Genomic DNA, 23,732 nt, shown 5'->3' with positions numbered 1-23,732 from the left:
TGGCAAAGATGGCAACTATGCCGACTTTCTAGCGGATGATCAGCCCTCAGACCCAAAGCGAAAGAAGAACCCCCTTTTTTGAAAAAGAAGGGGGTTCTTCAGCAATCTGAAGCCGACTCCAGGGAGTCGGCTTCTTGTTGGTGCTAAGGCCGTTATCAGGCGGTCACGGCATCGCTCTTGGCGGCCTGGGCTTCCGGCGCCGCATTGCGGATGAGGTAATCAAATGCCCCCAGCGCTGCGGTTGCACCGGCTCCCATGGAGATGATGATCTGCTTGAACGGCACTGTAGTGGCGTCACCGGCAGCATAGACACCGGGCAGGGAAGTGGCGCCCTTGGTGTCGATCTCGATCTCGCCGAAGCGGGTCAGTGCCACCTCGCTCCCCTTGAGGAACTCGGTGTTCGGCACCAGTCCGATCTGGACGAAGATGCCAGCCACCGCCAGGTGCTTGATTTCACCCGTGGTGCGATCTTCATAATCCATCCCCACCACCTTGCTGCCATCACCGATCACTTCCGTGGTGCGGGCGCTCATGATGATGTCGATGTTGCCCATGGAGCGGGCCTTCTTCTGCAGCACTTCGTCGGCGCGCAGGGTATCGGCAAATTCCACCACGGTGACGTGCTCGACTATGCCGGCGAGATCGATGGCCGCTTCGATACCGGAGTTACCGCCACCTATCACCGCTACGCGCTTGCCCTTGAAGAAGGGACCGTCGCAGTGGGGGCAGTAGGCCACGCCCTTGGTGCGGTACTCGAGCTCGCCCGGCACGTTCAGATCGCGCCAGCGGGCACCGGTCGCCAGGATCACGGCGCGGCTCTTCAAGGTGGCACCGGAGGCCAGATCCACGTTCACATAGCCATCCTTGCTGATGGCGGCGGCACGCTGCTCGGTGATCACTTCCACGCCGTACTGCTTGACGTGCTGCTCCAGGCTCGCGGCCAGCTTGGGGCCCTCGGTGTAGGGGACGGAGATGAAGTTCTCGATGCCGACGGTGTCCATCACCTGGCCACCGAAACGCTCGGCGACGATGGCGGTGCGAATGCCTTTACGAGCGGCATAGATGGCGGCAGCGGCGCCAGCCGGGCCACCGCCCACTACCAGCACGTCGTAGGGGGCCTTTTCGCTCAGCTCGGCGGCCTTGCGATCGCTTGCGCCGGTATCGAGCTTGGCGACGATCTCTTCGAGCGAGGTGCGACCCTGGCTGAACGGCTGGCCGTTCAGGTAGACGTTCGGGACCGCCATGATCTGGCGCTCGTTCACCTCGTCCTGGAACAGGGCACCGTCGATCATGGTGTGGGTGATGCCGGGGTTCAGGGTGGCCATCAGGTTCAGGGCCTGTACCACGTCCGGGCAGTTGTGGCAGGAGAGGGAGATATAGGTCTCGAAGTGGAACTCGCCTTTCAGGTTTTTCACCTGCTCCAGCACGGCCGGATCGGCCTTGGAGGGGTGGCCGCCGCTTTGCAGCAGGGCGAGCACCAGGGAGGTAAATTCATGACCCATGGGGATGCCGGCAAAATGCACGCGCGGTGCCTGGCCTTGTGGCGCCACGCTCATGGAAGGCTTGCGAGCGGCGGTGCCAGAGGTCTGTGTAATCTTGGGGGACATCTCGGCTATCTCGTTGGCCAATGCCAGGAGCTCTGCGGATTTGTCGCTGTCATTGCCGGACACGCTGATCTCGATGGGATTGACGATGTACTGCAAGTAACCGTTGAGTTGTTGTTTGAGGTTGGTATCTAACATGGTCGAATTCCTTCTTGTTATGGCGGTCGGCACTATTGATGAATACAGAAAACTGGATGCAAAAAACAGTGAATGCAGGAAGCGCTGGGCCAGAAAGCAGACCGGCCCTTGAGTGGGCCGGTCTTGGAGAGCAGGAGGCTTAGATTTTGCCTACCAGATCCAGGGACGGGGCCAGGGTGGCATCGCCTTCTTGCCATTTGGCCGGGCACACTTCACCCGGGTGAGCGGCAACGTACTGGGCAGCCTTGACCTTGCGCAGCAGTTCCAGAGCATCACGGCCGATACCGCCGGCGTTGATTTCAACGATCTGGATGACGCCTTGCGGGTCGATGACGAAGGTACCGCGGTCAGCCAGGCCAGCTTCTTCGATCATGACGCCGAAGTTGCGGGTGATGGTGCCGGTCGGGTCGCCGATCATCGGGTACTGGATCTTCTTGATGGTGTCAGAAGTGTCGTGCCAGGCCTTGTGAGTGAAGTGGGTGTCGGTGGAGACGGCGTAGATCTCGACGCCCAGCTTCTTGAAGGAAGCGTAGTTGTCAGCCAGGTCGCCCAGCTCGGTCGGGCAAACGAAGGTGAAGTCAGCCGGGTAGAAGAACACCACGGACCACTTGCCTTTCAGGTCAGCGTCAGACACCTGAACGAATTTGCCATTGTGGTAGGCGGTAGCGTTGAACGGCTTGATCTCAGTGTTGATATAGGTAGACATGTATTTGCTCCTTGGTGATGTACATATGCCCGTCTGGTCGTGAAGTGCTTGGCCAGGCGAGGCGCTTAACTTTCGATGGAGGCATCATAGGGCTTTTCTCTAATCGGTCAAAGCCACAATTTTGAATCACTTAAATCTATTTATTAGATAGCCCATCGCAACTGTACCTAACATGAATATCTCAGGCCTTCAGAGATAACTCATTGTCAAAGTTCAATTTCTGTCCTCCATGTCACATTTTCAAGTCCCGGATGGGATCTTGTTTTATGTCAGGAGGGTGAGAGTAGTGCTGAGGATGCGGCAGGGCAGGGGAGAGGGCGGGAAAAACGGGCAAAAAAAATCCCGGCGCCGTCGCACAGACAGGGCCGGGTCATCAAACAAGGAATGGCGATATAAAAATGCTTTACAGCAAAGACTAACTACGGGGTGTGCAAACTTGCAGACATATGAAGAGAAGACATCGGGTGCACAATCCTCATCTCCTCTTCGGCAACTATTGCATGGCCGGCATCATAGTGTGATGGAGATCACAAAGCAAGTTTGTGGTGTAATTTTTCAATCAAACTGAAAGTGTTTCAGCTAATTAGCCGGTAAATTAGGCTGAAAACGCTTTTATTGTAATTTAATTACAGTTTTGGGTGATCAGAAATCGGAAGGAGGCTCCTGCTCCTCCATCAGTTCCAGCAGATTGATGGCGACCGCGATGAAATCCGACTCGGTGACTATGCCCACCAGCTTGCGCCCCCGCACCACCGGCAGGCACCCATATTTGTGGCGTTGCAGGTAGAGGGCCGCCTCCTTGATGCCGGCGTGGGGATCCACGCTCGCCACCTGGCGGGTCATGATCTCGTCGAGCTGGACGCTGTCGGTGAATTCCGCCTCCCGCTCCGGGTTGATGAGCAGCAGCTTGGACTCGCGGGTGGCCAGGATGTCGGAGAGGGTGACCAGTCCCAGCAGATGCTGGTGCTCGTCGACGATGGGGATATGGCGGATCTGCTCCTGCTGCATCAGCTCCATCGCCTGCTTGACGCTGTTCTCTGGCCCCAGGGTGAGGGGGTGTTCGGTCATGATTTCAGTCAGGGTCATCATGGTGGGCCTCCTTGTGTCTCTGATCTCACCCTAGCTCAGCTCCTGGCCGTGGAACCTGATCAGGGTCAATACAGATCATTAAAGAATCATTAACCGGAGGCGTGTCTCAATATTGCTCGCTATCCCTTGTCTCTCTTGGGTTTTTGGTCTTTTGGGTTGCCTTGGAAGAGGGGGATAACTAGACTAGCCGCCGATTCCCCCGAGGTGAAAGATGCAAGTATCCGATTTTCATTTTGATCTGCCAGACGAGCTGATTGCCCGCTATCCGATGGCAGAGCGTACCGCCAGCCGCCTGTTGCAGCTCGATGGTCAAAGCGGCGCCCTGCGCCACGGTCAATTTGTGGATGTGCTGGACCAGCTCAACCCCGGCGACCTGCTGGTGTTCAACAACACCCGTGTCATTCCGGCGCGCATGTTTGGTCAGAAGGCCAGCGGCGGCAAGCTGGAGGTGCTGGTGGAGCGCATCCTGGACGAGCACAGTGTGCTGGCTCACGTCCGCTCCTCCAAGTCCCCCAAGCCCGGCACCCGCCTCATCCTGGAGGGCGGCCCCGATGGGGATAAAGTGGAGGCCGAGATGCGCGCCCGCCACGATGCCCTGTTCGAGATCCACTTCCTGGACCCCCGTCCGGTGCTTGAGATCCTGGAGGCCATCGGCCACATGCCGCTGCCCCCCTATATCGACAGGCCCGACGAGGACGCCGACAAGGAGCGTTACCAGACCGTCTACAACCAGAAGCCGGGCGCCGTGGCTGCGCCGACCGCCGGTCTGCACTTCGACGAGCCACTGCTCGAGCAGATCCGGGCCAAGGGGGTGGAGCTGGCGTTCGTCACCCTGCACGTGGGGGCGGGCACCTTCCAGCCGGTGCGGGTGGAGAAGATTGAAGATCACCACATGCACTCCGAGTATGCCGAAGTGCCCCAGGAGGTGGTGGACGCCATCGCCGCGACCCGCGCCCGGGGTGGCCGGGTGATTGCGGTGGGCACCACCTCGGTGCGCTCCCTCGAGAGCGCTGCCAAGGTAACCCTGGCCCAGGGCAAGCCGTTGGCGCCCTTTTTCAGCGACACCGACATCTTCATCTTCCCGGGCTACGAGTTCCAGATTGTCGATGCCATGGTCACCAACTTCCACCTGCCCGAGTCGACCCTGATCATGCTGGTCAGCGCGTTTGCCGGCTACGACAACGTAATGACGGCCTATCAGGCGGCAGTGGCGGAGCAGTACCGTTTCTTCAGCTACGGGGACGCCATGTTCGTCACCCGTCGCCAGGTCGAGGCATAAGCCTCGGCCTTCAGAAGCCGTTCAGGGACGTTTTGTCAGGATCCTGGCCGGTTTCTTGTATCGGGCCCATGGGGCCCTCCGTTGTCAGACTGTTTCTCTGACTGAATCGAGGTAGCAATGAAATTTGAACTGAAAACCACAGATGGTCGCGCCCGTCGCGGTCAGCTGGTATTCGAGCGCGGTGTGGTCCAGACCCCGGCCTTCATGCCGGTCGGCACCTACGGCACCGTCAAGGGGATGACCCCGGAAGAGGTGCGCGAGACCGGCGCCCAGATCCTGCTTGGCAACACCTTCCACCTCTGGCTGCGGCCGGGTCAGGCGGTGATGCGCGCCCACGGGGATCTGCACGACTTCATGAACTGGCAGGGGCCCATCCTCACCGACTCCGGTGGTTTCCAGGTGTTCAGCCTGGGTCACATTCGCAAGATCACCGAGGAGGGGGTGCACTTCCGTCATCCCATCAACGGCGAGAAGATCTTCCTGGACCCCGAGAAATCCATGGAGATCCAGTACGATCTGGGCTCCGACATCGTGATGATCTTCGACGAGTGCACGCCCTATCCGGCGACCTACGAAGAGGCGCGCAAGTCCATGGAGATGTCCCTGCGCTGGGCCAAGCGCTCCCGCGACAAGTTTGATGCCCTGGGCAACAAGAACGCCCTGTTCGGCATCATCCAGGGCTCGGTCTACGAGCCGCTGCGGGATGTGTCGCTGGACGGCCTGCTGGAGATCGGCTTTGACGGCTATGCGGTCGGCGGTCTGGCAGTGGGTGAGCCCAAGGAGGACATGCACCGTATCCTGGATCACGTCTGCCCGAAGATCCCGGCCGACAAGCCGCGCTACCTGATGGGGGTGGGCAAGCCCGAAGATCTGGTGGAAGGGGTGCGCCGCGGCATCGACATGTTCGATTGCGTGATGCCGACCCGCAACGCCCGCAACGGTCATCTGTTCACCACGGATGGGGTGGTCAAGATCCGCAACGCCAAGTATCGCGAGGATACCAGCACCCTGGACGCGGACTGCGACTGCTACACCTGCAAGAACTACACCCGCAGCTATCTGTACCATCTGGACAAGTGCAACGAGATCCTGGGTGCCCGTCTGAATACCATCCATAACCTGCGTTATTACCAGCGGGTGATGCAGGGTTTGCGGGACGCGATCGAGCAGGGTAAATTAGACGACTTTGTAACTGAGTTTTACCGTCGGCAAGGGAAGCCCGTGCCTCCGTTAACTGAAAATGACGTTAAATAACAACGACATATAAGTTAGTTTTCAAATCTACATCAATAAGAGGTTGTTAAATGAGCATTATCTCCAAGGCGTATGCAGAAGGCGCAGCTCCGGGTGCACAGGGTGGTGGCATGGAAATGATCATCATGCTGGCCGTGTTTGGCCTCATCTTCTATTTCATGATCTATCGTCCCCAGGCCAAGCGCGCCAAGACTCATCGCGATCTGATGAGCTCCCTGGCCAAGGGTGACGAAGTGCTCACCTCAGGTGGCCTGGTCGGCAAGATCGCCAAGGTCTCCACCGATAGCGACTACATAGTGCTGGCCCTGAACGATCAGACCCAAGTCACCATCAAGCGTGACTTCGTCTCTGCCGTTCTGCCCAAGGGTTCTATCCAGTCCCTTTAATCTCCCGAGGAGCACAGCGTGTTAAATCGCTATCCGCTGTGGAAATACCTGATGGTGATCGTCGTGATCGCCATCGGTTTTCTATATGCAGCCCCCAATCTTTACGGCGAAGACCCGGCCTTGCAGGTATCTGCCAGCCGGGGTGCCGAAGTCAAACTAGAGACGCTCGATCAGGTGAAGGAGACGCTCGACGCGGCCCAGATCCCGGTCAAACATGCTGCGTTCGAACACGGTTTCATCCTGATCCGGTTCAATAATACCGAAGACCAGCTCAAGGCCCGTGACATCGTCGCCAGCAAGCTGGGCGACAACTTCATCACTGCCCTCAACCTGGCACCTTCCACCCCTGCCTGGCTCGAAGCCATAGGCGCCGCTCCCCTCAAGCTGGGTCTGGACCTGCGCGGTGGTGTGCACTTCCTGATGGAAGTGGACATGGCCGAGGCGCTGACCAAGCAGCAAGAGCAGATGGTGCAGGATTTCCGCACCGAGCTGCGCACCCAGAAGATCCGTTACTCCGGCGTGCGTCGGGTGGGGGATCAGGTGCAGGTGGTGTTCCGCGAAGAGGCCGATCAGGCCAAGGCCGAGTCTTTCCTGCGTCGGCAGAATCCGGATCTCACCTTCACCACGGAGCAGAAAGGGGATGATTTCATCCTGCTGGCCTCCTTAAGTGAAGCCAAGATCAAGGAAGTGAAGAAGTACGCCCTCGAGCAGAACATCACCATCATCCGTAACCGGGTGAACGAGCTGGGTGTGGCCGAGCCGCTGGTACAACAACAGGGTGCCGAGCGCATCGTGGTGGAGCTGCCCGGTATCCAGGACACCGCCCGTGCCAAGGAGATCCTGGGGGCTACCGCCACCCTGGAATTCCACATGGTCGATGAGGCCGCCGACATCCAGGCCGCGGCCGCAGGCCGGGTGCCGCCGAGCTCCAAGGTCTACAACGATCGCAACGGTCGTCCAGTGGTGCTGCAAAAGCGCGTGATCCTGACCGGTGACCACATAGTGGGTGCCCAGTCCGGTTTCGATGAATACAGCCGTCCCCAGGTCAACATCAAGCTCGATGGCCAGGGTGGCAACAAGATGGCCAACTTTACCAAGGACAACGTCGGTAAGGGCATGGCCACCGTCTTCATCGAGTACAAGCCGGTGGGTCAACCCGGTCCGGACGGCAAGCGCAAGTTCCGCAAGCAGGAGGAGGTGATCAACGTCGCCACCATCCAGTCGCGCCTTGGCAGCCAGTTCCGCATCACCGGCATCGACAACGCCAACGAAGCCCACAACCTGGCGCTGCTGCTGCGTGCCGGTGCCCTGATTGCCCCCATCCAGATCGTCGAAGAGCGCACCATAGGCCCGAGCCTGGGGCAGCAGAACATCGACAGCGGGATGGAAGCCATCGGCTGGGCCATGCTGGTGATAGTGCTGTTCATGGGGATCTACTACCGTGCGTTCGGTTGGGTGGCCAACCTGGCCCTCTCCATGAACCTGGTGCTGATCGTCGGCATCATGTCGATGATACCGGGGGCCACCATGACCCTGCCGGGTATCGCCGGTATCGTGCTGACCTTAGGGATGGCGGTGGATGCCAACGTGCTGATCTACGAGCGTATTCGTGAAGAGATCCGCAACGGCCGCGGGGTGCAGCAAGCCATCCACATGGGCTTTGACCGTGCCTTCTCGACCATCGCCGACTCGAACGTCACCTCGCTTATCACCTGTGTGATCCTGTTTGGTATCGGCACCGGCGCCATCAAGGGCTTCGCCCTGACCCTGGGCATAGGTCTGACCGCCTCCATGTTTACGGCCATCACGGTATCTCGCGCCATTATCAACCTGGCTTGGGGCGGACGGCGCATCGACAAGCTGCCGATCTAAGGAAGAGACATGTTTCAGATCCTACATTTTGAAAAGCCCATCCCCTTCATGCGTTTCGCCAAGTCGGGAATGGTGTTCTCTGCCTTGCTGACGACGCTCGCCCTGTTCTGCCTGTTCGATCGCGGCCTGAACTGGGGACTGGACTTTACCGGGGGCACCACCATAGAGGTGGGGTTCCAGCAATCGGTGAGCCTGGACAAGATGCACGAAGCGTTGGACAAGCAGAAGATTGAAGGGGCGACCCTGCAGTTCTTCGGCTCCAGCCGCGATGTGCTGGTGCGCATGGCCCCTCAAGAGGGGGTCAAGGTCGAACAGCAGGGCAACGAGGTACTGGCGGCCGCCAAGCTGATCGACGAGGGCGCCGTGCTCAAGCGGGTCGAGTTCGTCGGTCCTTCCGTGGGTGACGAGCTGGCGACAGACGGTGCCCTGGCCATGCTGGCCTCCATCCTCTGTATCCTGGCCTACGTGGCGGTACGGTTCGAGTGGCGTCTGGCCATGGGGGGCATCCTCTCCCTGGCGCACGACGTCATCATCACCCTCGGCATCTTCGCCTACTTCCAGTACGAGTTCGACCTGACCGTGCTGGCGGCGCTGATGACCCTGGTGGGCTACTCCCTGAACGACACCATAGTGGTGTTCGACCGGGTGCGGGAGAATTTCCGCAAGGTGCGTCGGGGGGATACCGCGGAGATCATGGATCTCTCCATGACCGAGACCCTGAGCCGGACCATCATCACTTCGGGGTTGACCTTCGTGGTGGTGGTGGCGCTGCTGCTCAAGGGCGGCCCGCTGATCCACGGTTTTGCCATCGCCATGGTGATAGGTGTGGCCTTCGGGACCTACTCCTCCATCTATGTGGCGAGTGCCTCTGCCATGTTCTTCGGGGTCAAGCGGGAGCACATGCTGCCGACCCAGGTGGAAAAAGAAGGGGCGGATCAGCAAGAGATCCTGCCGTAACAGACAAGGGCGCCACAAGGCGCCCTTTCTCTTGGGGGGCGCTTGAGTCATGATGCTCCCCAGCACCCATCCTCATTAATGCAAGGAGCAAGCCATGCAACACAATCCCCGTTTTCTGGCCCTGGTAGAGGCCATTCGCCCGCAGATACGGGAAACCGACGTGCACCAGATCAGGCGCTGGCAGGAAGAAGGCCGTGATTTTCACCTGATCGACGTGCGCGAAGATAACGAGTGGGCGACAGGGCACCTGCCGGGGGCCGAGCACCTGGGCCGCGGGGTGATGGAGCGGGACATCGAGACCCGTTATCCCGATCTCGACACCGAGCTCTACCTCTATTGTGGTGGCGGATTTCGCTCCATTCTGGCGGCGGACAACCTGCAGAAGATGGGGTATTCCCGGGTGGTCAGCGTCGATGGAGGCTTTCGTGGTTGGCGTGACGCCGGATACCCTGTCGAATCCTGATTTATTTGAGGGATAGGGGTTGCGCCACATGACAAAAGGCCGGTTGACCTTTACCATATGCGGGGTCAAGCGTAAGCGTCGGAGTGTTCATTGAACGTCAGGATAGGGATTGGATACCTCACCGGTATCCTGTTGTTGCTCCCCATGTGGGGATGCAGCAGTAGCAGTCAGGTTACAGCGCCTCAAGTTCCCAAGCCGCAACCCGCTTCACTGGTATTGGCGACCCCCTTGCAGGTCTCCTACCAGAGCGAGTTGGCCTTGGCGCGACTCGGGCAGATGCTCAGTGAAATGGAATTGACCACCGAACAGCGCGCCGAACTCTTCTATGAGCGTGCCGTGGTGTTTGACCGTGTTGGCCTTCGTTCCCTCGCTCGGCTCGACTTCAACCGTGCCCTGCGGGAGAAGCCCGACTTTGCCGAGGCTTACAACTTCATCGGTGTCTATCTGGTTCAACAACAGAACTATGACGAGGCCTATGAGGCATTCGACTCGGCACTCGAGCTCGCCCCGGATTACGATTACGCCTACCTCAACCGTGGCATAGCGCTCTATTACGGCAACAGGCCCGAGCTGGCCACCGCCGACATGAAGCGTTTCTACGAGGCGCAGCCGGAAGATCCCTACCGGGTGATCTGGCTCTATCTGGCCGAGCAGAAGCTCAACGGGCCGGCGGCCATGAGCCGGATGCGTGAGCGGCTGAACAAGTATGACGACGACGCCTGGAACTGGGATCTGGTCCGCCTCTATACCGGCGAGATCAACGCCACCCAGCTGATGGGCAACGTGGTGAAAGGGGTGAAGGATAACCGGGAGCTCGCCGAGCGCCTGTGCGAGACCTACTTCTACCTCGGCAAGTTCGAGCTGGCCAAGGGCAACCGCAAGGAAGCCATCAGCTACTTCAAGCTGGCGCTGGCCAACAACGTCTATGACTTCATCGAGCATCGCTATGCCCTGCTCGAGCTGGAGCTGATGGCGCGTAAACCCTTGCCGCCGGGTGCCCAGGGCAAAAGCAGCAAAGCGTGAGAGGGCTTAGGCCCTCCGTGAAAAAGGCCTCTTGATGAGGCCTTTTTGCTGTCTGCTGCTGGGGATGCGGGGGTTACTCCACCAGGCTCATGCCGGGGATCTGGCGCCAGTAACCGTTGCAGTCCCGCTCCTGCTGCAGGGGCAGCGGTGCCTGACCCTGCTGGTTGGCCTTGAAACTGGCCAGCATGTCGAGTGTCTCCATCCCTTCGGGGGAGAGGCGTACCACATCCACCAGTCCCGCCATGCCTTCGAGCTCGTTGCCGAGGTTGTAGCAGTAGCCGGACTGGGTCTGGATACCGTTGAGATTGAACACCTTCTGCCCCTCGCGGCTGCTGGCGAGGCGCCCTGTGGGGTAGTGGATGCAGGCGAGCTCGCAGTTGTCCTTGGGCTTGTCGAGGGAGCGGGCGGTGAAGCAGCGCGCCGAATATGCCAGCGGCAGGTGGCCGTAGGCGAACACCTCCACCTCGAACTGCTGGCGGGCCGGCCCCAGATCCTGGCTGAGCTGCACCAGCCAGTCGCGGGAGAGCTCCACCGGCATTACCCAGCGCCGCATCCCATTTTTAAGCAGCATGCGCAGCACCTCGGCGTTGTAGGCATTGATGGCGGGGCCGCACACGAAGGGCAGCCCCGCCTCCCGTGCGAGCTGAACGGCGCCGAGATCGTTGGCCTCGATCATGAGATCGCCGTTGTCGACCAGCCGCTTGACCTCCTTGAGCTCCGACGGCGCCGAGATCAGCGCCAGGGTGGAGAGCACGGCCTGCTTGCCCGAGCTCGCCACCTGGCGGGCCAGGGCAATCCAGTCATCCCCTTTCAGTTCGCGGCGCTTGCTGCACACCGTCTCGCCCAGATAGATGATGTCGGCCTGGCTCTGCGCCGCCGCCTCATAGAAGGCCTGGGTATCGGCCTTGGGCCAGTAGAAGAGCAGGGGCCCGAGAGAGAATTGCATGATGTGCTCCTTTTATTGCCACTGGCGATGATAGGCGCCGAGGGTGGTCTGGCTTCCCTCGGAGACGCGGGCAAGCTGGGCATCCCACTCAGCTTTGACCTGATAGGCGTCGGGGTTGGCCTGATAGGCGTCGATGGCGGCGCGCCAGACCCGGGTCACCTGCTCCACATAGGCGGGGCTGCGCTGGCGGCCCTCGATCTTGACCGACTGGATCCCTGTCTGGAACAGCTCGGGCAAGAGGCCAAGCGTGTTGAGACTGGTGGGCTCCTCCAGGGCGTGATAGGTCTGGCCATCCACCTCGAAACGCCCCTTGCACAGGGTCGGGTAGCCGGCGTTTTCCCCCGGGCCGTAGCGATCGATCAGCACCTCGTTGAGACGGGATTCGAGACCGCGGGGGGTCTCCTCCCAGCGCACGAACTTGGCGGGGGAGCAGGCGCCCACGGTATTGGGGCTCTCGCCCGTCATGTAGGAGGAGAGATAGCAGCGCCCCTCCGCCATGATGCAGAGGCTGCCGAAGGCGAACACCTCGAGGCCGACGTCGGTCTCGCGGGCCAGCTGCCTGACCTGGTGCATGGAGAGCACCCGTGGCAGCACCACCCGGCCGACGTTGAAGTGCTGCTGGTAGAAGCGGATGGCGGCGGCGTTGGTGGCGCTGGCCTGGACCGAGACATGGAGCTCCATGTCGGGATGGTGGCGGCTGGCGTAATCCAGCACGGCGAGATCGGCGATGATCAGGGCATCGGCACCGAGCGCCACCCCTCTGTCCACCGCCTGCTTCCATCTGGCATCCGAGCCCGGGTGGGCGAAGGTGTTGATGGCGATGTGCAGCTTGCGGCCGTGCCGGTGCACATAATCCACCGCTCTTTCCAGCTTGCTGTCCGTGAAGTTGAGCCCGGCGAAGTGGCGGGCATTGGTGTCATCCTTGAAGCCGATATAGACGGCATCGGCCCCGTTATCCACGGCCGTCTTCAGGGCCGGCAGGCTGCCTGCCGGGCAGAGTAATTCCATCGGGTACGCTCCGAGAGGGCAAAAATGCAAAAAGTGGCCCGATTGTATGCAGGCTTGGCCCCCCGCTTTTTGACCTGAGGCAGCTTTAGGTGGCTTTACCCTTCTTGAGGTAAGTGGGCACAAGTTTGATTTTCAACAGGATCCTGATAATTGCACTGTGTTTGAATGGGCAAAAAACTGGGAGTTCATCGTGTTTCAACAACTGCAACGCCGCCTGATCGAACAGGCCCCTCGTCTCTTGCGTCATCCCCTCAAGCTGGTGCCCTTCACCCTGCAGCAAAACCTGATGGAGGCCTTGCTGGCGCAGGCGTTCAAGGAAGCCATCTTGGACGGGGATTTCGCCTTCCTGGCGGGCAAGTGGCTCAAAGTCGAGGTGTCGGATCTCGAGCTCTGCTGGTTCGTCAGCGAGCGAGAGGGAAAACTGGTGGTGGCCCGTGAATGCGAGCGAGCCGATGTCTGCTTCAGCGGCAGCAGCCAGGATCTCATCCTGATTGCCGGTCGCAAGGAGGATCCGGACTCCCTCTTCTTCCAGCGCAGGTTGAAGATAGAAGGGGATACCGAGCTGGGCCTCGAGGTGAAGAACCTGATGGACAGCCTGGATCTCGATGGACTGCCCGGGCTGATGAAATATCCCCTGATGGATCTGGCCACCCTGATAGCGCGGGTGCAATCAGCGCAGGATCCGCTGCCCGCGTCTATGGCCTGAGCCGCGTCTCAGCTGCAGGGCCAGGCCCCGGGTATGGTGGCGGTGACGCCGCCGGGCCCACAGGCAGCGACCAGCCCAAAGGCAGGGGAGCAGGGCGAGCAGGCCCGTGGTGTCAGGCAGGCGCAGCAGCACCAGCCCGAGCGCCAGCCACAGGAAAGGCAGGGCCTCGTAGTACCACTCCGGTTGCAGCCAGCGCTTGGCGGGATAGATGACCAGATCGGTGCGCCTGTAGTTGGAGCGCATCATCCAGATGAGGGCACCCACGGCAAACAGCAGGGTTGCCGCTAGCCAGAGCAACGGGGAGTGGGCAAAGAACCACAGCACGGCGGAGAGCAGCAGGTAAAGCAGCGGCAGTTGTTCATAGATCCAGGGGGGAAGCATGAGAGGGTGACTCCGGGTAATGCAGCTTGACCCTCTAAGGTTAGCCCTCCCTTTTCCCGCCTTCAGGCCGGTTGGTTATACGAGCCACCACTTTTGTTCTGAAATGCAGGGTCAGAAGCGGTGCCAAAATAGCGATTGGTTATGTTACAATTGCGCGCCATTTTTGACTGAAGATTGACTCGGCATGTTGGATCAGATTCGTATCGTGTTGGTAAACACCTCTCACACCGGCAACATGGGGTCTGCGGCGAGAGCCATGAAGACCATGGGGCTGACGCAGCTGGTGTTGGTTGATCCGCAAGCCTTGCCAGATGATGATGCCATCGCCCTGGCGGCGGGGGCGAGCGATGTGTTGGTCAATGCCCGCATAGTTCCGACGCTGGACGACGCCATCGCCGATTGCGGCCTGGTCATCGGCACCAGTGCCCGATCCCGCACCCTGAGCTGGCCCATGCTGGATCCCCGCGCAGCGGGCGAGAAGCTGGTGACGGAAGGGGTGACGCACCCGGTCGCCCTGGTGTTTGGCCGTGAACGCACCGGCCTCACCAACGACGAGCTGCAAAAGTGCCACTACCACGTGGCCATCCCGGCCAATCCCGACTACAGCTCCCTCAATCTGGCCATGGCGGTGCAGACCCTCTGCTACGAGGTGCGGATGCACTGGCTGGAGACTCAGGAAACTGATACGGCGGCAGAGGCGGAGCGGGCCGATTATCCCAGCGCCCAGCAGCTGGAAGGCTTCTATCTGCACCTGGAGCAGACCCTGCAGAAGACAGGGTTCATTGCCGATGATCACCCCGGTCATGTGATGAGCAAGCTGCGTCGTCTGTTCAATCGCGCCCGGCCGGAAGTGGTTGAATTGAATATCCTGCGGGGCATTCTCACCTCGGTGCAGAAAGCCCGGCCACAGGATTAATCCCGACTGATTTACTCAAGCATATACTTGACTGTTTTAGTCGGGTATGTGACCATGTGCCCATATTGATTTGTTCGCAAGACGGTAAGGCATATGAGACTGACCTCAAAAGGACGTTACGCTGTGACAGCCATGCTAGACGTGGCGTTGCATGCAGAGCAGGGGCCTGTTCCCCTGGCTGATATTTCAGAGCGCCAGGGCATCTCCTTGTCCTATCTGGAACAACTGTTTGCCCGTCTGCGCAAGCATGGACTGGTGAGCAGCGTGCGCGGCCCGGGCGGCGGTTATCGCCTCGGCCTGGCCCCTGACGAGATCTCGGTAGGTCAGGTGATCACCGCGGTCGATGAGTCGGTCGATGCGACCAAGTGTCTCGGCAAGGGTGGCTGCCATGGCGGTACCCAGTGTCTGACCCACTCCCTGTGGCGTGACTTGAGCGAGCGCATTTCCAGTTTCCTGGGGGACATCACCCTGGCGGAGCTGGTCGGCCAGGCCGATGTGCGCCGCATCGCCGGCAAGCAAGATGAACAAATGAAGACCGTGTTGTCCCTGGTTGACCGGGCAGAACGCGGTGATGTGAGCTTGAAAGTCCAACTATAAACGTGCTTTCCACGACGAGTCGCTGTGTGACCCCGTCGTAACGGAGAAAAACATGAAACTGCCTATTTACCTTGATTATTCGGCAACCTGTCCGGTGGACCCGCGTGTCGCAGAAAAAATGATGCAGTGCCTCACCATGGACGGCCTGTTTGGCAATCCTGCCTCCCGCTCTCACCGTTTCGGCTGGCAGGCCGAAGAGGCGGTGGACCTGGCCCGTAATCAAGTGGCAGAGCTGATTGGTGCAGATCCTCGCGAGATCGTCTTCACCTCCGGCGCGACCGAATCAAACAACCTGGCCATCAAGGGCATAGCCCACTTCTATGCTGGCAAGGGCAAGCACATCATCACCTCCAAGACCGAACACAAGGCGGTGCTCGACACCTGCCGTCAGCTGGAGCGTGAAGGTTACGAGGTGACCTACCTCGAGCCGATGCCCAGCGGCCTGTTCACCCTGGAGCAGATCGAAGGTGCCCTGCGCGATGACACCATCCTGGTCAGCATCATGCACGTCAACAACGAGATCGGCGTGGTGCAAGACATCAAAGCCATCGGCGAGCTGTGCCGCTCCCGCAAGATCCTGCTGCACGTGGACGCGGTCCAGAGCGTGGGCAAGATCCCGGTGGACGTGGAAGCGCTGAAAGTGGATCTGCTCTCCATGTCCGCCCACAAGGTATACGGCCCCAAAGGCATAGGTGCCCTGTACGTGCGCCGCAAGCCGCGGGTGCGCCTGGAAGCCCAGATGCACGGTGGTGGCCATGAGCGCGGCATGCGTTCCGGCACCTTGGCGACCCACCAGATCGTCGGCATGGGCGAGGCCTTCCGCATCGCCAAGGAAGAGATGGCGAGCGAGAGCCAGCACATCATGGCCCTGCGTCAGCGTCTGTGGGACGGCATCAAGAACATCGAAGAAGTCTATATCAACGGCTCCCTGGACCAGCGTGTCCCGGGTAACCTGAACGTCAGCTTCGCCTATGTGGAAGGGGAATCCCTCATCATGGCGCTGAAGGATCTGGCGGTCTCTTCCGGTTCGGCCTGTACCTCGGCCAGCCTCGAGCCTTCCTACGTGCTGCGCGCCCTGGGCCTGAACGACGAGCTGGCACACAGCTCCATTCGTTTCAGCATCGGTCGCTTCACCACAGAGGAAGAGATCGACTACGCAATCAAGCTCATCTGCGACTCCATCGGTCGTCTGCGCGAGATGTCCCCCCTGTGGGAGATGTTCAAGGACGGCGTCGATCTGAACACGGTCGAATGGGCACATCACTGATCCTTGCCAGCGTGGCAAGTGTTTGGTGAACAACGGAATTAGCAGGAGTTAGATATGGCTTACAGTGAAAAAGTAATCGACCACTACGAGAATCCCCGCAACGTCGGTGGTTTTGACAAGAACGACCCCAGCATCGCGACCGGCATGGTCGGCGCCCCGGCCTGTGGCGACGTGATGAAGCTGCAACTGAAGATCAGCGACGACGGCATCATCGAAGACGCCAAGTTCAAGACCTACGGCTGTGGCTCCGCCATCGCCTCCAGCTCCCTGGTGACCGAGTGGGTCAAGGGCAAGACCCTGGACGAAGCCGCTGGGATCAAGAACACCGACATCGCCGAAGAGCTGGCCCTGCCACCGGTGAAGATCCACTGCTCCATTCTGGCGGAGGATGCCATCAAGGCCGCCATCGCCGATTACAAGCAGAAGAAAGGTCTCTAAGGTCCGGAGAGCAGTATGGCCATTACCATGACAGATGCCGCAGCGGCACGGGTTTCCTCTTTTATAACCAACCGGGGCAAGGGCATAGGCCTGCGCCTCGGCGTTAAGACCACCGGCTGTTCTGGCCTTGCCTATGTGCTCGAGTTTGTGGATGAGCTGGCCGCTGAGGATCAGGTGTTCGAGCAGAACGGTGTCAAGATCATCGTCGATGCCAAGAGCCTGATCCATCTGGATGGCACCGAGCTTGACTTCGTCAAGGAGGGCCTCAACGAGGGCTTCCAGTTCAACAACCCTAACGCCAAGGGCGAGTGCGGTTGTGGCGAGAGCTTCAGCGTCTAATCGATGAAACCGGCAGCCTGCTGCCGGCTTTGCCGTTCAAGATGGATGGTGAGCAAGGCAGTAGCCTTCGAGTCTGAGGACACAGAATGAATCATTTCGAGCTGTTCGGGCTGGCAGAGGGCTTCGAGCTCGATACCCGCCAGCTGGCAGACACCTACCGCCAGTTGCAAACCCGGTTTCACCCCGATCGTTTTGCCACCGCCCCCGAGCGGGAGCAGTTGGCCGCGGTGCAGCGTGCCGCCCAGATCAACGATGCCTTCACCACCCTCAAGTCCCCCCTGCGCCGAGCCGAATACCTGCTCTCCCTGCGCGGCACCGACATTCGAGGCGAGCAACAGACCCTGCAAGACACCTCTTTCCTGATGCAACAGCTGGAGTGGCGCGAGCGCCTGGCCGAGTTGAAAGGAGAAGCGAGTCCTGAGCGTGCCATCGAAGATTTTCGTCGCGAGATCAGGCATGATCACCAGTCTCTGATGCAACGGCTGACCGATGCCCTCACCGCCGGTGAAGATCTGGCGGCGGCCGACTGCGTGCGCAAACTCAAGTTTGTCGACAAGCTCCTCGAGGAGCTGGAACGATTCGAAGACTCGCTGTTCGAGTCTTGACCCTCTAACGCTGGAATTGTGATTACCCATGGCATTACTGCAAATCGCCGAGCCCGGCCAGAGCGCCGCACCTCATCAGCACAAACGTGCCGTAGGCATCGATCTCGGCACCACCAACTCCCTGGTCGCGGCAGTGCGCAGCGGCCAGGCCGACACCCTGTGTGACGAGCAGGGGCGCGATCTGCTGCCCTCTGTGGTGCACTATCAAGCTGGCCAGGCCGCCGCCATCAGGGTGGGCTTTGACGCCAAGCGCGAAGCCGCCCTCGATCCCCACAACACCATCGTTTCGGTCAAACGGATGATGGGCAAGGCGCTGGCCGACATGGATACCCGTCAGCAGCCTTACGAGTTCGTGGCCGCCGACAACGGCATGCCCCAGATCCAGACCCGCCAGGGGCTGGTCAATCCGGTGCAGGTCTCGGCCGAGATCCTGAAAAAACTGGCCGAGCGCGGCGTAGCCTCCTTAGGCGGCGATCTCGACGGCGTGGTCATCACAGTGCCCGCCTATTTCGACGACGCCCAGCGCCAGGGCACCAAGGATGCGGCCCGGCTGGCCGGCCTGCACGTGCTGCGGTTGCTCAACGAGCCCACCGCCGCCGCCATCGCCTACGGCCTCGACTCCGGTCAGGAAGGGGTGATCGCCGTCTATGACCTCGGTGGCGGCACCTTCGATATCTCCATCCTGCGTCTGCATCGCGGGGTGTTCGAGGTGATGGCCACCGGCGGCGACTCGGCGCTGGGAGGCGATGACTTCGATCACCTGCTGGCGGACTGGATCAAGGCGCAAGCCGGCCTGAGCGGCCAGCTCGATGCCCGCACCCAGCGCGAGCTGCTGGACGTGGCGGCGGCGGTCAAGCACGGCCTGACCGATGCCGACCGCGTTTCCTGCACCTTTGCCGGCTGGCAGGGGGAGGTGAGCCGCAGCCAGTTCGACGAGCTCATCCTGCCGCTGGTCAAGCGCACCCTGCTGGCCTGCCGCCGCGCCCTGCGCGATGCGGGGCTCGAGCAGGTGGAAGTGCTGGAAGTGGTGATGGTGGGGGGCTCCACCCGGGTGCCGCTGGTGCGCGAGCAGGTGGGGGAGTTCTTCCAGCGTACGCCCTTGACCAGCATAGATCCGGACAAGGTGGTGGCCATCGGCGCCGCCATCCAGGCCGACATCCTGGTGGGCAACAAGCCCGATGCCGAGATGCTGCTGCTGGACGTGATCCCGCTCTCTCTCGGTCTTGAGACCATGGGAGGGCTTGCCGAGAAGGTGATCCCGCGCAACACCACCATACCGGTGGCCCGCGCCCAGGAGTTCACCACCTTCAAGGATGGCCAGACTGCCATGGCCATCCACGTGGTGCAGGGAGAGCGCGAGCTGGTGGCGGATTGCCGCTCCCTGGCCCGCTTCACCCTGACCGGTATTCCGCCCATGGCGGCCGGCGCCGCCCACATTCGCGTCACCTTCCAGGTGGATGCGGACGGACTGCTGTCGGTCAGCGCCATGGAAAAATCCTCCGGCGTGCAGGCGGAGATCCAGGTCAAGCCCTCCTATGGCTTGGCGGAAGAGGACATCCTCAGCATGCTGAGCGCCTCCATCGCCAATGCCCAGCAGGACATGGATGCCCGCATGCTGGCGGAGCAGCAGGTCGAAGCCGATCGGGTGGTGGAGAGCCTCAATGCGGCGCTGGCCGCCGATGGCGAAGCGCTGCTCAATGCCGCCGAACGTGCCGAGATCGACACCGCGATCACTCATCTGCTGGCCATGCGTGCCACCGGCACAACCAATCAAATCAAAGATGCCATCGAGGCGGCGGATGCCGTCAGTGGCGAGTTTGCGGCCCGTCGCATGGATGCGTCCATTCGCAAGGTGCTGACCGGCCAAAACGTCAACAAGGTGTAATATGCCCAAACTGATCATTCTGCCTCACCCCGAACTCTGTCCGGACGGCGCCGCCCTCGAGGGCGCGAGCGGTGAGACCATACTGGACATCGCCCTGCGCAACGGCATCGAGATTGAGCATGCCTGCGAGAAGTCCTGTGCCTGTACCACCTGCCACTGCGTGGTGCGGGAGGGCTTTGACTCCCTCGAGCCGAGCGATGAGCTGGAAGACGACATGCTGGACAAGGCATGGGGACTGGAGCCGGAATCCCGCCTGAGTTGCCAGGCCCGTCTGGCGGACGAGGATCTGGTGGTGGAGCTGCCCAAGTACACCATCAACCTCGCCTCCGAGCGTCATTGATTGACCCGCTAATTACACATGAGTGAATTGCGCGTGCAGCATCCCATGGTGCAGTGATGATATGGTGAAGGCCGTACCCCTCGGGGGAACGGCCTTTTTTGTCTCCGTTACCCCGCGTTGTTAATGAATCGTGCCAAGAAAAAAGGAAGCAAGAGAAGATGGCTGACATGATGAAGGTACTGTTATCCGCCCAGGCCGCTGCCGCCGTCTGGGGTGAAGGCGCCCTGCTCAGTTTCAGCGGTGATGAGACCCTGATCCACCTGGGCGCCACCGCCCAGCAGCAGGATGCCTTGCGCACCATACAGCGGGCAGCCCGCCGCCTCGAATCGAGTGGCATCAAGCGGGTGAGCCTGGCCGGTGAGGGCTGGGATCTGGAGCGTCGTTACGCCTTCGCCCAGGGCTTCTATGCCGCCAAGGGGCAGCGTGAACTGGACTTCGGCGAGCAGAGCGCGGCGGATGCCCGCGAGCTGGAGGCCCTCGTCAAGGCGACCCGCTGGGTGCGCGAAGTGACCAACGGTTGCCCGGAGGAGATCTACCCCATGAGCCTGGCAGAGTCCGCCCTGCTGCTGATCCGCGGCCTGGGTGGCGATCAGGTCACCGCCCGCATCACCGCAGGCGAAGCTCTGCGGGAGGCCGGCCATATCGGGATCTGGTCGGTGGGCCGCGGCAGCGAGCGCGAGCCCGTGCTGCTGGAGCTGGACTACAACCCCACCGGGGATCGCAACGCCCCCGTGGTGGCGGCCCTGGTGGGCAAGGGCATCACCTTCGACTCCGGTGGCTACTCCATGAAGTCCTCCGACAACATGCTGCCGATGAAGTCCGATATGGGCGGGGCCGCCATGGTGACCGGCGCCCTGGCGCTCGCCATCAGCCGCGGCCTCGACAAGCGGGTGAAGCTCATCCTCTGCTGCGCCGAGAACCTGGTCTCAGGCCACGCCTTCAAGCTCGGCGACATCCTCACCTACAAGAACGGCATCTCGGTGGAGATCCAGAACACTGACGCCGAAGGGCGCCTGGTGCTGGCCGATGGCCTGCTGGCAGCCTCCGACAGCGGCGCCGCCCACATTCTCGATGCCGCCACCCTGACCGGCGCCGCCAAGACGGCGCTGGGCCGCGACTACAACGCCGTGTTTGCCTTAGACGATCGGGAGCAACAGCGCGCCCTGGCCGCCGCCAAAGCCGAGCAGGAGAAGGCCTGGCCCCTGCCGCTGGAACCCTGGCATGTGGGGCAGCTCACCTCGGCCTTCGCCGAGCTGGGCAACGTGGCCTCCGCCGAAGGCACCGCCGGTGCCACCACGGCGGCCGCTTTCCTGTCGCGCTTCGTCCGTGACGAGGGCAAGGGCTGGGTGCACCTGGATCTTGCCGCCTCCTATCAAAAGTCCGGCAACGAGCTGTGGGCGACCGGCGCCAAGGGGCACGGTCTGAGAACCATCGCCCGCTGGCTGCAGGAGGTGTGTGAATGAATATCTGGCTGAGCCGTGAATTTGCCGCCCCCGAGTGGGGAGAGGGGGCGCTGCTCTCCCATCGCCCTGACGGCATGGTGATCCACCTGGTGACGGCGTCCCCCCTGCTGGACATCCAGCAGGCGGCCCGCCGCCTCTGTGGTCAGGGGATCCAGAAGGTCGCCCTGTGCGGTCACTGGGAGCGCGAGCAGCAGTGGGCCTTCGCCCAGGGGCTGCAGACCCCCAAGGCAGAGGTGGAGCTGCAGTGGGCGACCTCGTCCGAAGAGGACAGGGAGGAGCTGGAGGCGCGCTGGCTGTGCGGGCGCTGGGTGCGCGAGATGACCAATGCCACCCCGGAGCAGCTGGGGCCGCTGGAGCTGGCGGTGGAGGCGGCGGCCTTCATCACCGAGCTGGCGCCGGACAGGATCAGTCATCGCATCCTCAAGGGGGAGGCGCTGCAACAGGCGGGTTGGGTCGGTCTCTACCAGGTTGGCCGCGGCAGCGATCGCGAACCCGTGATGCTGGAGCTGGACTACAACCCCACCGGGGATCGCAACGCCCCCGTGGCGGCGGCCCTGGTGGGCAAAGGCATCACCTTCGACTCCGGCGGCTACTCCATGAAAACCTCCCAGGGCATGCTCACCATGAAGCATGACATGGGAGGGGCGGCCATCGTCACCGGCGCCCTGGCGCTGGCCATACTGCGCGGCCTCGACAAGCGGGTGAAGCTCATCCTCTGCTGCGCCGAGAACCTGGTCTCCGGCCATGCCTACAAGCTGGGTGACATCCTCACCTACAAGAACGGCACCACGGTCGAAATCGTCAACACAGACGCCGAAGGGCGCCTGGTGCTGGCGGACGGCCTGCAGCTCGCCGGTGAATCCGGCGCGCCCCTCATCATAGACGCCGCCACCCTGACGGGGGCCGCCGTGATGGCGCTGGGGGGACGCTACAACGCCCTGTTTGGTCTGGACAAGGGGCTGGTGAGCCGCGCCATGGCCTATTCGGATGCGGAGCAGGAGCCGGCCTGGCCGCTGCCGCTCGAGCCCTGGCACCGCCAGCAGTGCCCGTCCCACTACGCCGATACGGCCAACAGCCGTCCGGTGCCGGGCGGTGGCCCGGGCGGCGCCTCCAACGCGGCGGGTTTCCTCTCCCGCTTCGTCGGCAATGAAGGGCGGGGCTGGCTGCACGTGGATCTTGCCGCCTGTTTCAGCGAGAACGGTGACAACCTCTGGGCCCCCGGGGCCAACACCCTGGGGATGCGCACCATAGCCCATACCCTGCTGGCGGAGACGCGCCGAGGGGCATGACAAGGCGAAAGGGCACCTCGGGGCTGTCTCTTATACAACAATCCCCAAGCATCGCTTGGGGATTTTTTTTGAACTTATCTCCCATTGCGTGATCTGAACCTTTCATCACTCTCCCTCTGGTTCTAACATGCCCTTCACTCAACCGGCGCAATGGGCGCAGGCACAGTTTGGTCACGCCAACCTCAACGACCCAAGACGCACCAGAAGGCTGGTTGCCCTCGCCACTGCCCTTGCTCACCAACCAGGAGATTGCGTGTCACACCTTCCCCTCTCACCTGCTGATATGGAAGGCGCATACCGTTTCATTCGCAGCCCACATCTCAGTGCCGAGGCCATTGCCAACGCCGGCTTTGCCGTCACCGCCGCCCATGCCAGAGACCATTCCCTCTTGCTGGCACTGGAAGACACCACGGCCCTTACCTTCAATCATGCCAGTGTCAAAGACCAGCTGGGCCACACCAACCAGGGCAGCAGTCGCGCCCTGCTGGCTCACTCCGTGCTGCTGTTCGCGCCGCACGAGCGCAAGGTAGTGGGCTTGGCCGCCCAGCAAATCTGGACCCGCGATGTCAGCAAACGAGGGCAGAGTCGACAACACGCCACCCGCCCCTATGAGGAGAAAGAGAGCTACAAATGGGAGCAAGCCGCCAAAACACTCGCCACCCGGCTTGGTAGCACCATGGCCAACGTTATCTCGGTCTGTGACCGGGAAGCGGATATCTACGAATACCTGCGCTACAAGCAGCAAAATAACCAGCGCTTCGTGGTGCGCTCGATGCAAAGT

General features: G+C 61.3%; 25 protein-coding genes. 19 read left to right on the top strand and 6 right to left on the bottom strand.

Translation table 11 applies throughout. The features are described 5' to 3' along the window. Positions 1-155 precede the first annotated feature (155 nt). The 3 genes from ahpF to ACB030_RS19500 all read right to left on the bottom strand — a co-directional run bounded on the left by ahpF (position 156) and on the right by ACB030_RS19500 (position 3,537). Positions 156-1,742 (bottom strand): alkyl hydroperoxide reductase subunit F, encoded by a 1,587-nt coding sequence (gene ahpF, locus ACB030_RS19510; protein WP_205641928.1) that lies wholly within the window; start codon positions 1,740-1,742, stop codon positions 156-158. Between the two features lie 139 nt (positions 1,743-1,881). Beyond that, the gene (gene ahpC, locus ACB030_RS19505; protein ID WP_218409939.1) at positions 1,882-2,448 is read right to left on the bottom strand and encodes an alkyl hydroperoxide reductase subunit C; all 567 of its coding nucleotides are present in this window, start codon (positions 2,446-2,448) and stop codon (positions 1,882-1,884) included. A gap of 642 nt (positions 2,449-3,090) precedes the next feature. After that, the gene (locus tag ACB030_RS19500; RefSeq protein ID WP_205641927.1) at positions 3,091-3,537 is read right to left on the bottom strand and encodes a CBS domain-containing protein; all 447 of its coding nucleotides are present in this window, start codon (positions 3,535-3,537) and stop codon (positions 3,091-3,093) included. A gap of 211 nt (positions 3,538-3,748) precedes the next feature. Here ACB030_RS19500 and queA point away from each other — a divergent pair, with 211 nt between their 5' ends. The 7 genes from queA (at position 3,749) to nlpI (ending at position 10,771) form a co-directional block, all read left to right on the top strand. Beyond that, a complete protein-coding gene (gene queA / locus ACB030_RS19495) occupies positions 3,749-4,816 on the top strand; it encodes a tRNA preQ1(34) S-adenosylmethionine ribosyltransferase-isomerase QueA (protein WP_371162095.1) in 1,068 nt (355 codons plus the stop codon). A gap of 117 nt (positions 4,817-4,933) precedes the next feature. After that, complete coding sequence (gene tgt, locus ACB030_RS19490) at positions 4,934-6,070, top strand: tRNA guanosine(34) transglycosylase Tgt (RefSeq protein ID WP_025327252.1); 1,137 nt, start codon at positions 4,934-4,936, stop codon at positions 6,068-6,070. 50 nt (positions 6,071-6,120) lie between these two features. Further along, positions 6,121-6,456 carry a preprotein translocase subunit YajC gene (yajC, locus tag ACB030_RS19485; protein WP_025327251.1) on the top strand — a complete coding sequence of 112 codons (336 nt, stop codon included), beginning with the start codon at positions 6,121-6,123 and terminating at the stop codon, positions 6,454-6,456. Between the two features lie 18 nt (positions 6,457-6,474). After that, entirely contained in the window at positions 6,475-8,328 is a 1,854-nt protein-coding gene (gene secD / locus ACB030_RS19480) for a protein translocase subunit SecD (protein WP_205641925.1), read from the top strand. A 9-nt stretch (positions 8,329-8,337) separates the two neighbouring features. Further along, positions 8,338-9,285, top strand: coding sequence for a protein translocase subunit SecF (gene secF, locus ACB030_RS19475; RefSeq protein ID WP_371162092.1), 948 nt, complete (start codon positions 8,338-8,340; stop codon positions 9,283-9,285). A 94-nt stretch (positions 9,286-9,379) separates the two neighbouring features. After that, positions 9,380-9,748 carry a rhodanese-like domain-containing protein gene (locus ACB030_RS19470; protein ID WP_371162090.1) on the top strand — a complete coding sequence of 123 codons (369 nt, stop codon included), beginning with the start codon at positions 9,380-9,382 and terminating at the stop codon, positions 9,746-9,748. A gap of 90 nt (positions 9,749-9,838) precedes the next feature. After that, positions 9,839-10,771, top strand: coding sequence for a lipoprotein NlpI (nlpI, locus tag ACB030_RS19465; RefSeq protein ID WP_371162088.1), 933 nt, complete (start codon positions 9,839-9,841; stop codon positions 10,769-10,771). Positions 10,772-10,844: 73 nt separating this feature from the next. On the opposite strand, the gene ACB030_RS19460 is transcribed toward nlpI, so the two are convergent. Then, entirely contained in the window at positions 10,845-11,717 is an 873-nt protein-coding gene (locus tag ACB030_RS19460) for a U32 family peptidase (RefSeq protein WP_371162086.1), read from the bottom strand. Positions 11,718-11,729: 12 nt separating this feature from the next. After that, positions 11,730-12,725: a peptidase U32 family protein gene (locus tag ACB030_RS19455; protein ID WP_371162084.1), complete on the bottom strand. Its 996-nt coding sequence runs from the start codon at positions 12,723-12,725 to the stop codon at positions 11,730-11,732. A gap of 190 nt (positions 12,726-12,915) precedes the next feature. Between ACB030_RS19455 and ACB030_RS19450 the strand changes: the two genes are divergently transcribed. Further along, on the top strand, positions 12,916-13,431 hold the full coding sequence (locus ACB030_RS19450; protein WP_371162082.1) for an SCP2 domain-containing protein: 516 nt from the start codon (positions 12,916-12,918) through the stop codon (positions 13,429-13,431). On the opposite strand, the gene ACB030_RS19445 is transcribed toward ACB030_RS19450, so the two are convergent. Then, a complete protein-coding gene (locus ACB030_RS19445; protein ID WP_205641919.1) occupies positions 13,396-13,812 on the bottom strand; it encodes a hypothetical protein in 417 nt (138 codons plus the stop codon). The genes ACB030_RS19450 and ACB030_RS19445 overlap by 36 nt on opposite strands. A gap of 184 nt (positions 13,813-13,996) precedes the next feature. Between ACB030_RS19445 and trmJ the strand changes: the two genes are divergently transcribed. From trmJ to ACB030_RS19390, 11 genes are all read left to right on the top strand, one after another. Next, positions 13,997-14,728 (top strand): tRNA (cytosine(32)/uridine(32)-2'-O)-methyltransferase TrmJ, encoded by a 732-nt coding sequence (gene trmJ / locus ACB030_RS19440; protein WP_371162080.1) that lies wholly within the window; start codon positions 13,997-13,999, stop codon positions 14,726-14,728. 93 nt (positions 14,729-14,821) lie between these two features. Continuing rightward, the gene (gene iscR, locus ACB030_RS19435) at positions 14,822-15,325 is read left to right on the top strand and encodes a Fe-S cluster assembly transcriptional regulator IscR (protein WP_266109751.1); all 504 of its coding nucleotides are present in this window, start codon (positions 14,822-14,824) and stop codon (positions 15,323-15,325) included. Positions 15,326-15,377: 52 nt separating this feature from the next. Further along, positions 15,378-16,592, top strand: coding sequence for an IscS subfamily cysteine desulfurase (locus ACB030_RS19430; RefSeq protein WP_371162077.1), 1,215 nt, complete (start codon positions 15,378-15,380; stop codon positions 16,590-16,592). A 54-nt stretch (positions 16,593-16,646) separates the two neighbouring features. Beyond that, positions 16,647-17,030, top strand: coding sequence for a Fe-S cluster assembly scaffold IscU (iscU, locus tag ACB030_RS19425; RefSeq protein WP_005299770.1), 384 nt, complete (start codon positions 16,647-16,649; stop codon positions 17,028-17,030). A gap of 15 nt (positions 17,031-17,045) precedes the next feature. Then, on the top strand, positions 17,046-17,369 hold the full coding sequence (gene iscA, locus ACB030_RS19420) for an iron-sulfur cluster assembly protein IscA (protein ID WP_005324290.1): 324 nt from the start codon (positions 17,046-17,048) through the stop codon (positions 17,367-17,369). 86 nt (positions 17,370-17,455) lie between these two features. Next, positions 17,456-17,974, top strand: coding sequence for a co-chaperone HscB (gene hscB / locus ACB030_RS19415; RefSeq protein ID WP_371162074.1), 519 nt, complete (start codon positions 17,456-17,458; stop codon positions 17,972-17,974). Positions 17,975-18,002: 28 nt separating this feature from the next. Beyond that, positions 18,003-19,859, top strand: coding sequence for a Fe-S protein assembly chaperone HscA (hscA, locus tag ACB030_RS19410; protein ID WP_371162072.1), 1,857 nt, complete (start codon positions 18,003-18,005; stop codon positions 19,857-19,859). 1 nt (position 19,860) lies between these two features. Further along, on the top strand, positions 19,861-20,199 hold the full coding sequence (gene fdx / locus ACB030_RS19405; protein ID WP_033129108.1) for an ISC system 2Fe-2S type ferredoxin: 339 nt from the start codon (positions 19,861-19,863) through the stop codon (positions 20,197-20,199). A 158-nt stretch (positions 20,200-20,357) separates the two neighbouring features. Next, complete coding sequence (gene pepB, locus ACB030_RS19400; RefSeq protein ID WP_371162070.1) at positions 20,358-21,662, top strand: aminopeptidase PepB; 1,305 nt, start codon at positions 20,358-20,360, stop codon at positions 21,660-21,662. Then, positions 21,659-22,951 carry an aminopeptidase PepB gene (pepB, locus tag ACB030_RS19395; protein ID WP_368168835.1) on the top strand — a complete coding sequence of 431 codons (1,293 nt, stop codon included), beginning with the start codon at positions 21,659-21,661 and terminating at the stop codon, positions 22,949-22,951. The genes pepB (ACB030_RS19400) and pepB (ACB030_RS19395) overlap by 4 nt, the downstream gene beginning before the upstream one ends. 127 nt (positions 22,952-23,078) lie before the next feature. Further along, on the top strand, positions 23,079-23,732 hold a 654-nt coding region (locus tag ACB030_RS19390), incomplete at its 3' end, for an IS4 family transposase (RefSeq protein WP_371162068.1).

This window comes from Aeromonas sp. S16(2024) (assembly GCF_041403065.1).
Classification (GTDB): Bacteria; Pseudomonadota; Gammaproteobacteria; order Enterobacterales; family Aeromonadaceae; genus Aeromonas.
The sequence above is the reverse complement of the archived record's forward strand: the minus strand, read 5'-3'. Positions and strand labels throughout refer to the sequence as shown.

Coding starts and splice junctions, on each gene's coding strand:
- ACB030_RS19455 (WP_371162084.1), bottom strand. CDS start 12,725: ATGGAATTACTCTGCCCGGCAGGCAGCCTGCCGGCCCTGAAGACGGCC.
- tgt (WP_025327252.1), top strand. CDS start 4,934: ATGAAATTTGAACTGAAAACCACAGATGGTCGCGCCCGTCGCGGTCAG.
- ACB030_RS19430 (WP_371162077.1), top strand. CDS start 15,378: ATGAAACTGCCTATTTACCTTGATTATTCGGCAACCTGTCCGGTGGAC.
- iscA (WP_005324290.1), top strand. CDS start 17,046: ATGGCCATTACCATGACAGATGCCGCAGCGGCACGGGTTTCCTCTTTT.
- iscR (WP_266109751.1), top strand. CDS start 14,822: ATGAGACTGACCTCAAAAGGACGTTACGCTGTGACAGCCATGCTAGAC.
- ACB030_RS19500 (WP_205641927.1), bottom strand. CDS start 3,537: ATGATGACCCTGACTGAAATCATGACCGAACACCCCCTCACCCTGGGG.
- pepB (WP_371162070.1), top strand. CDS start 20,358: ATGGCTGACATGATGAAGGTACTGTTATCCGCCCAGGCCGCTGCCGCC.
- iscU (WP_005299770.1), top strand. CDS start 16,647: ATGGCTTACAGTGAAAAAGTAATCGACCACTACGAGAATCCCCGCAAC.
- yajC (WP_025327251.1), top strand. CDS start 6,121: ATGAGCATTATCTCCAAGGCGTATGCAGAAGGCGCAGCTCCGGGTGCA.
- secF (WP_371162092.1), top strand. CDS start 8,338: ATGTTTCAGATCCTACATTTTGAAAAGCCCATCCCCTTCATGCGTTTC.
- fdx (WP_033129108.1), top strand. CDS start 19,861: ATGCCCAAACTGATCATTCTGCCTCACCCCGAACTCTGTCCGGACGGC.
- pepB (WP_368168835.1), top strand. CDS start 21,659: ATGAATATCTGGCTGAGCCGTGAATTTGCCGCCCCCGAGTGGGGAGAG.
- ACB030_RS19460 (WP_371162086.1), bottom strand. CDS start 11,717: ATGCAATTCTCTCTCGGGCCCCTGCTCTTCTACTGGCCCAAGGCCGAT.
- ACB030_RS19445 (WP_205641919.1), bottom strand. CDS start 13,812: ATGCTTCCCCCCTGGATCTATGAACAACTGCCGCTGCTTTACCTGCTG.
- trmJ (WP_371162080.1), top strand. CDS start 13,997: ATGTTGGATCAGATTCGTATCGTGTTGGTAAACACCTCTCACACCGGC.
- ahpC (WP_218409939.1), bottom strand. CDS start 2,448: ATGTCTACCTATATCAACACTGAGATCAAGCCGTTCAACGCTACCGCC.
- queA (WP_371162095.1), top strand. CDS start 3,749: ATGCAAGTATCCGATTTTCATTTTGATCTGCCAGACGAGCTGATTGCC.
- ACB030_RS19470 (WP_371162090.1), top strand. CDS start 9,380: ATGCAACACAATCCCCGTTTTCTGGCCCTGGTAGAGGCCATTCGCCCG.
- hscA (WP_371162072.1), top strand. CDS start 18,003: ATGGCATTACTGCAAATCGCCGAGCCCGGCCAGAGCGCCGCACCTCAT.
- ahpF (WP_205641928.1), bottom strand. CDS start 1,742: ATGTTAGATACCAACCTCAAACAACAACTCAACGGTTACTTGCAGTAC.
- hscB (WP_371162074.1), top strand. CDS start 17,456: ATGAATCATTTCGAGCTGTTCGGGCTGGCAGAGGGCTTCGAGCTCGAT.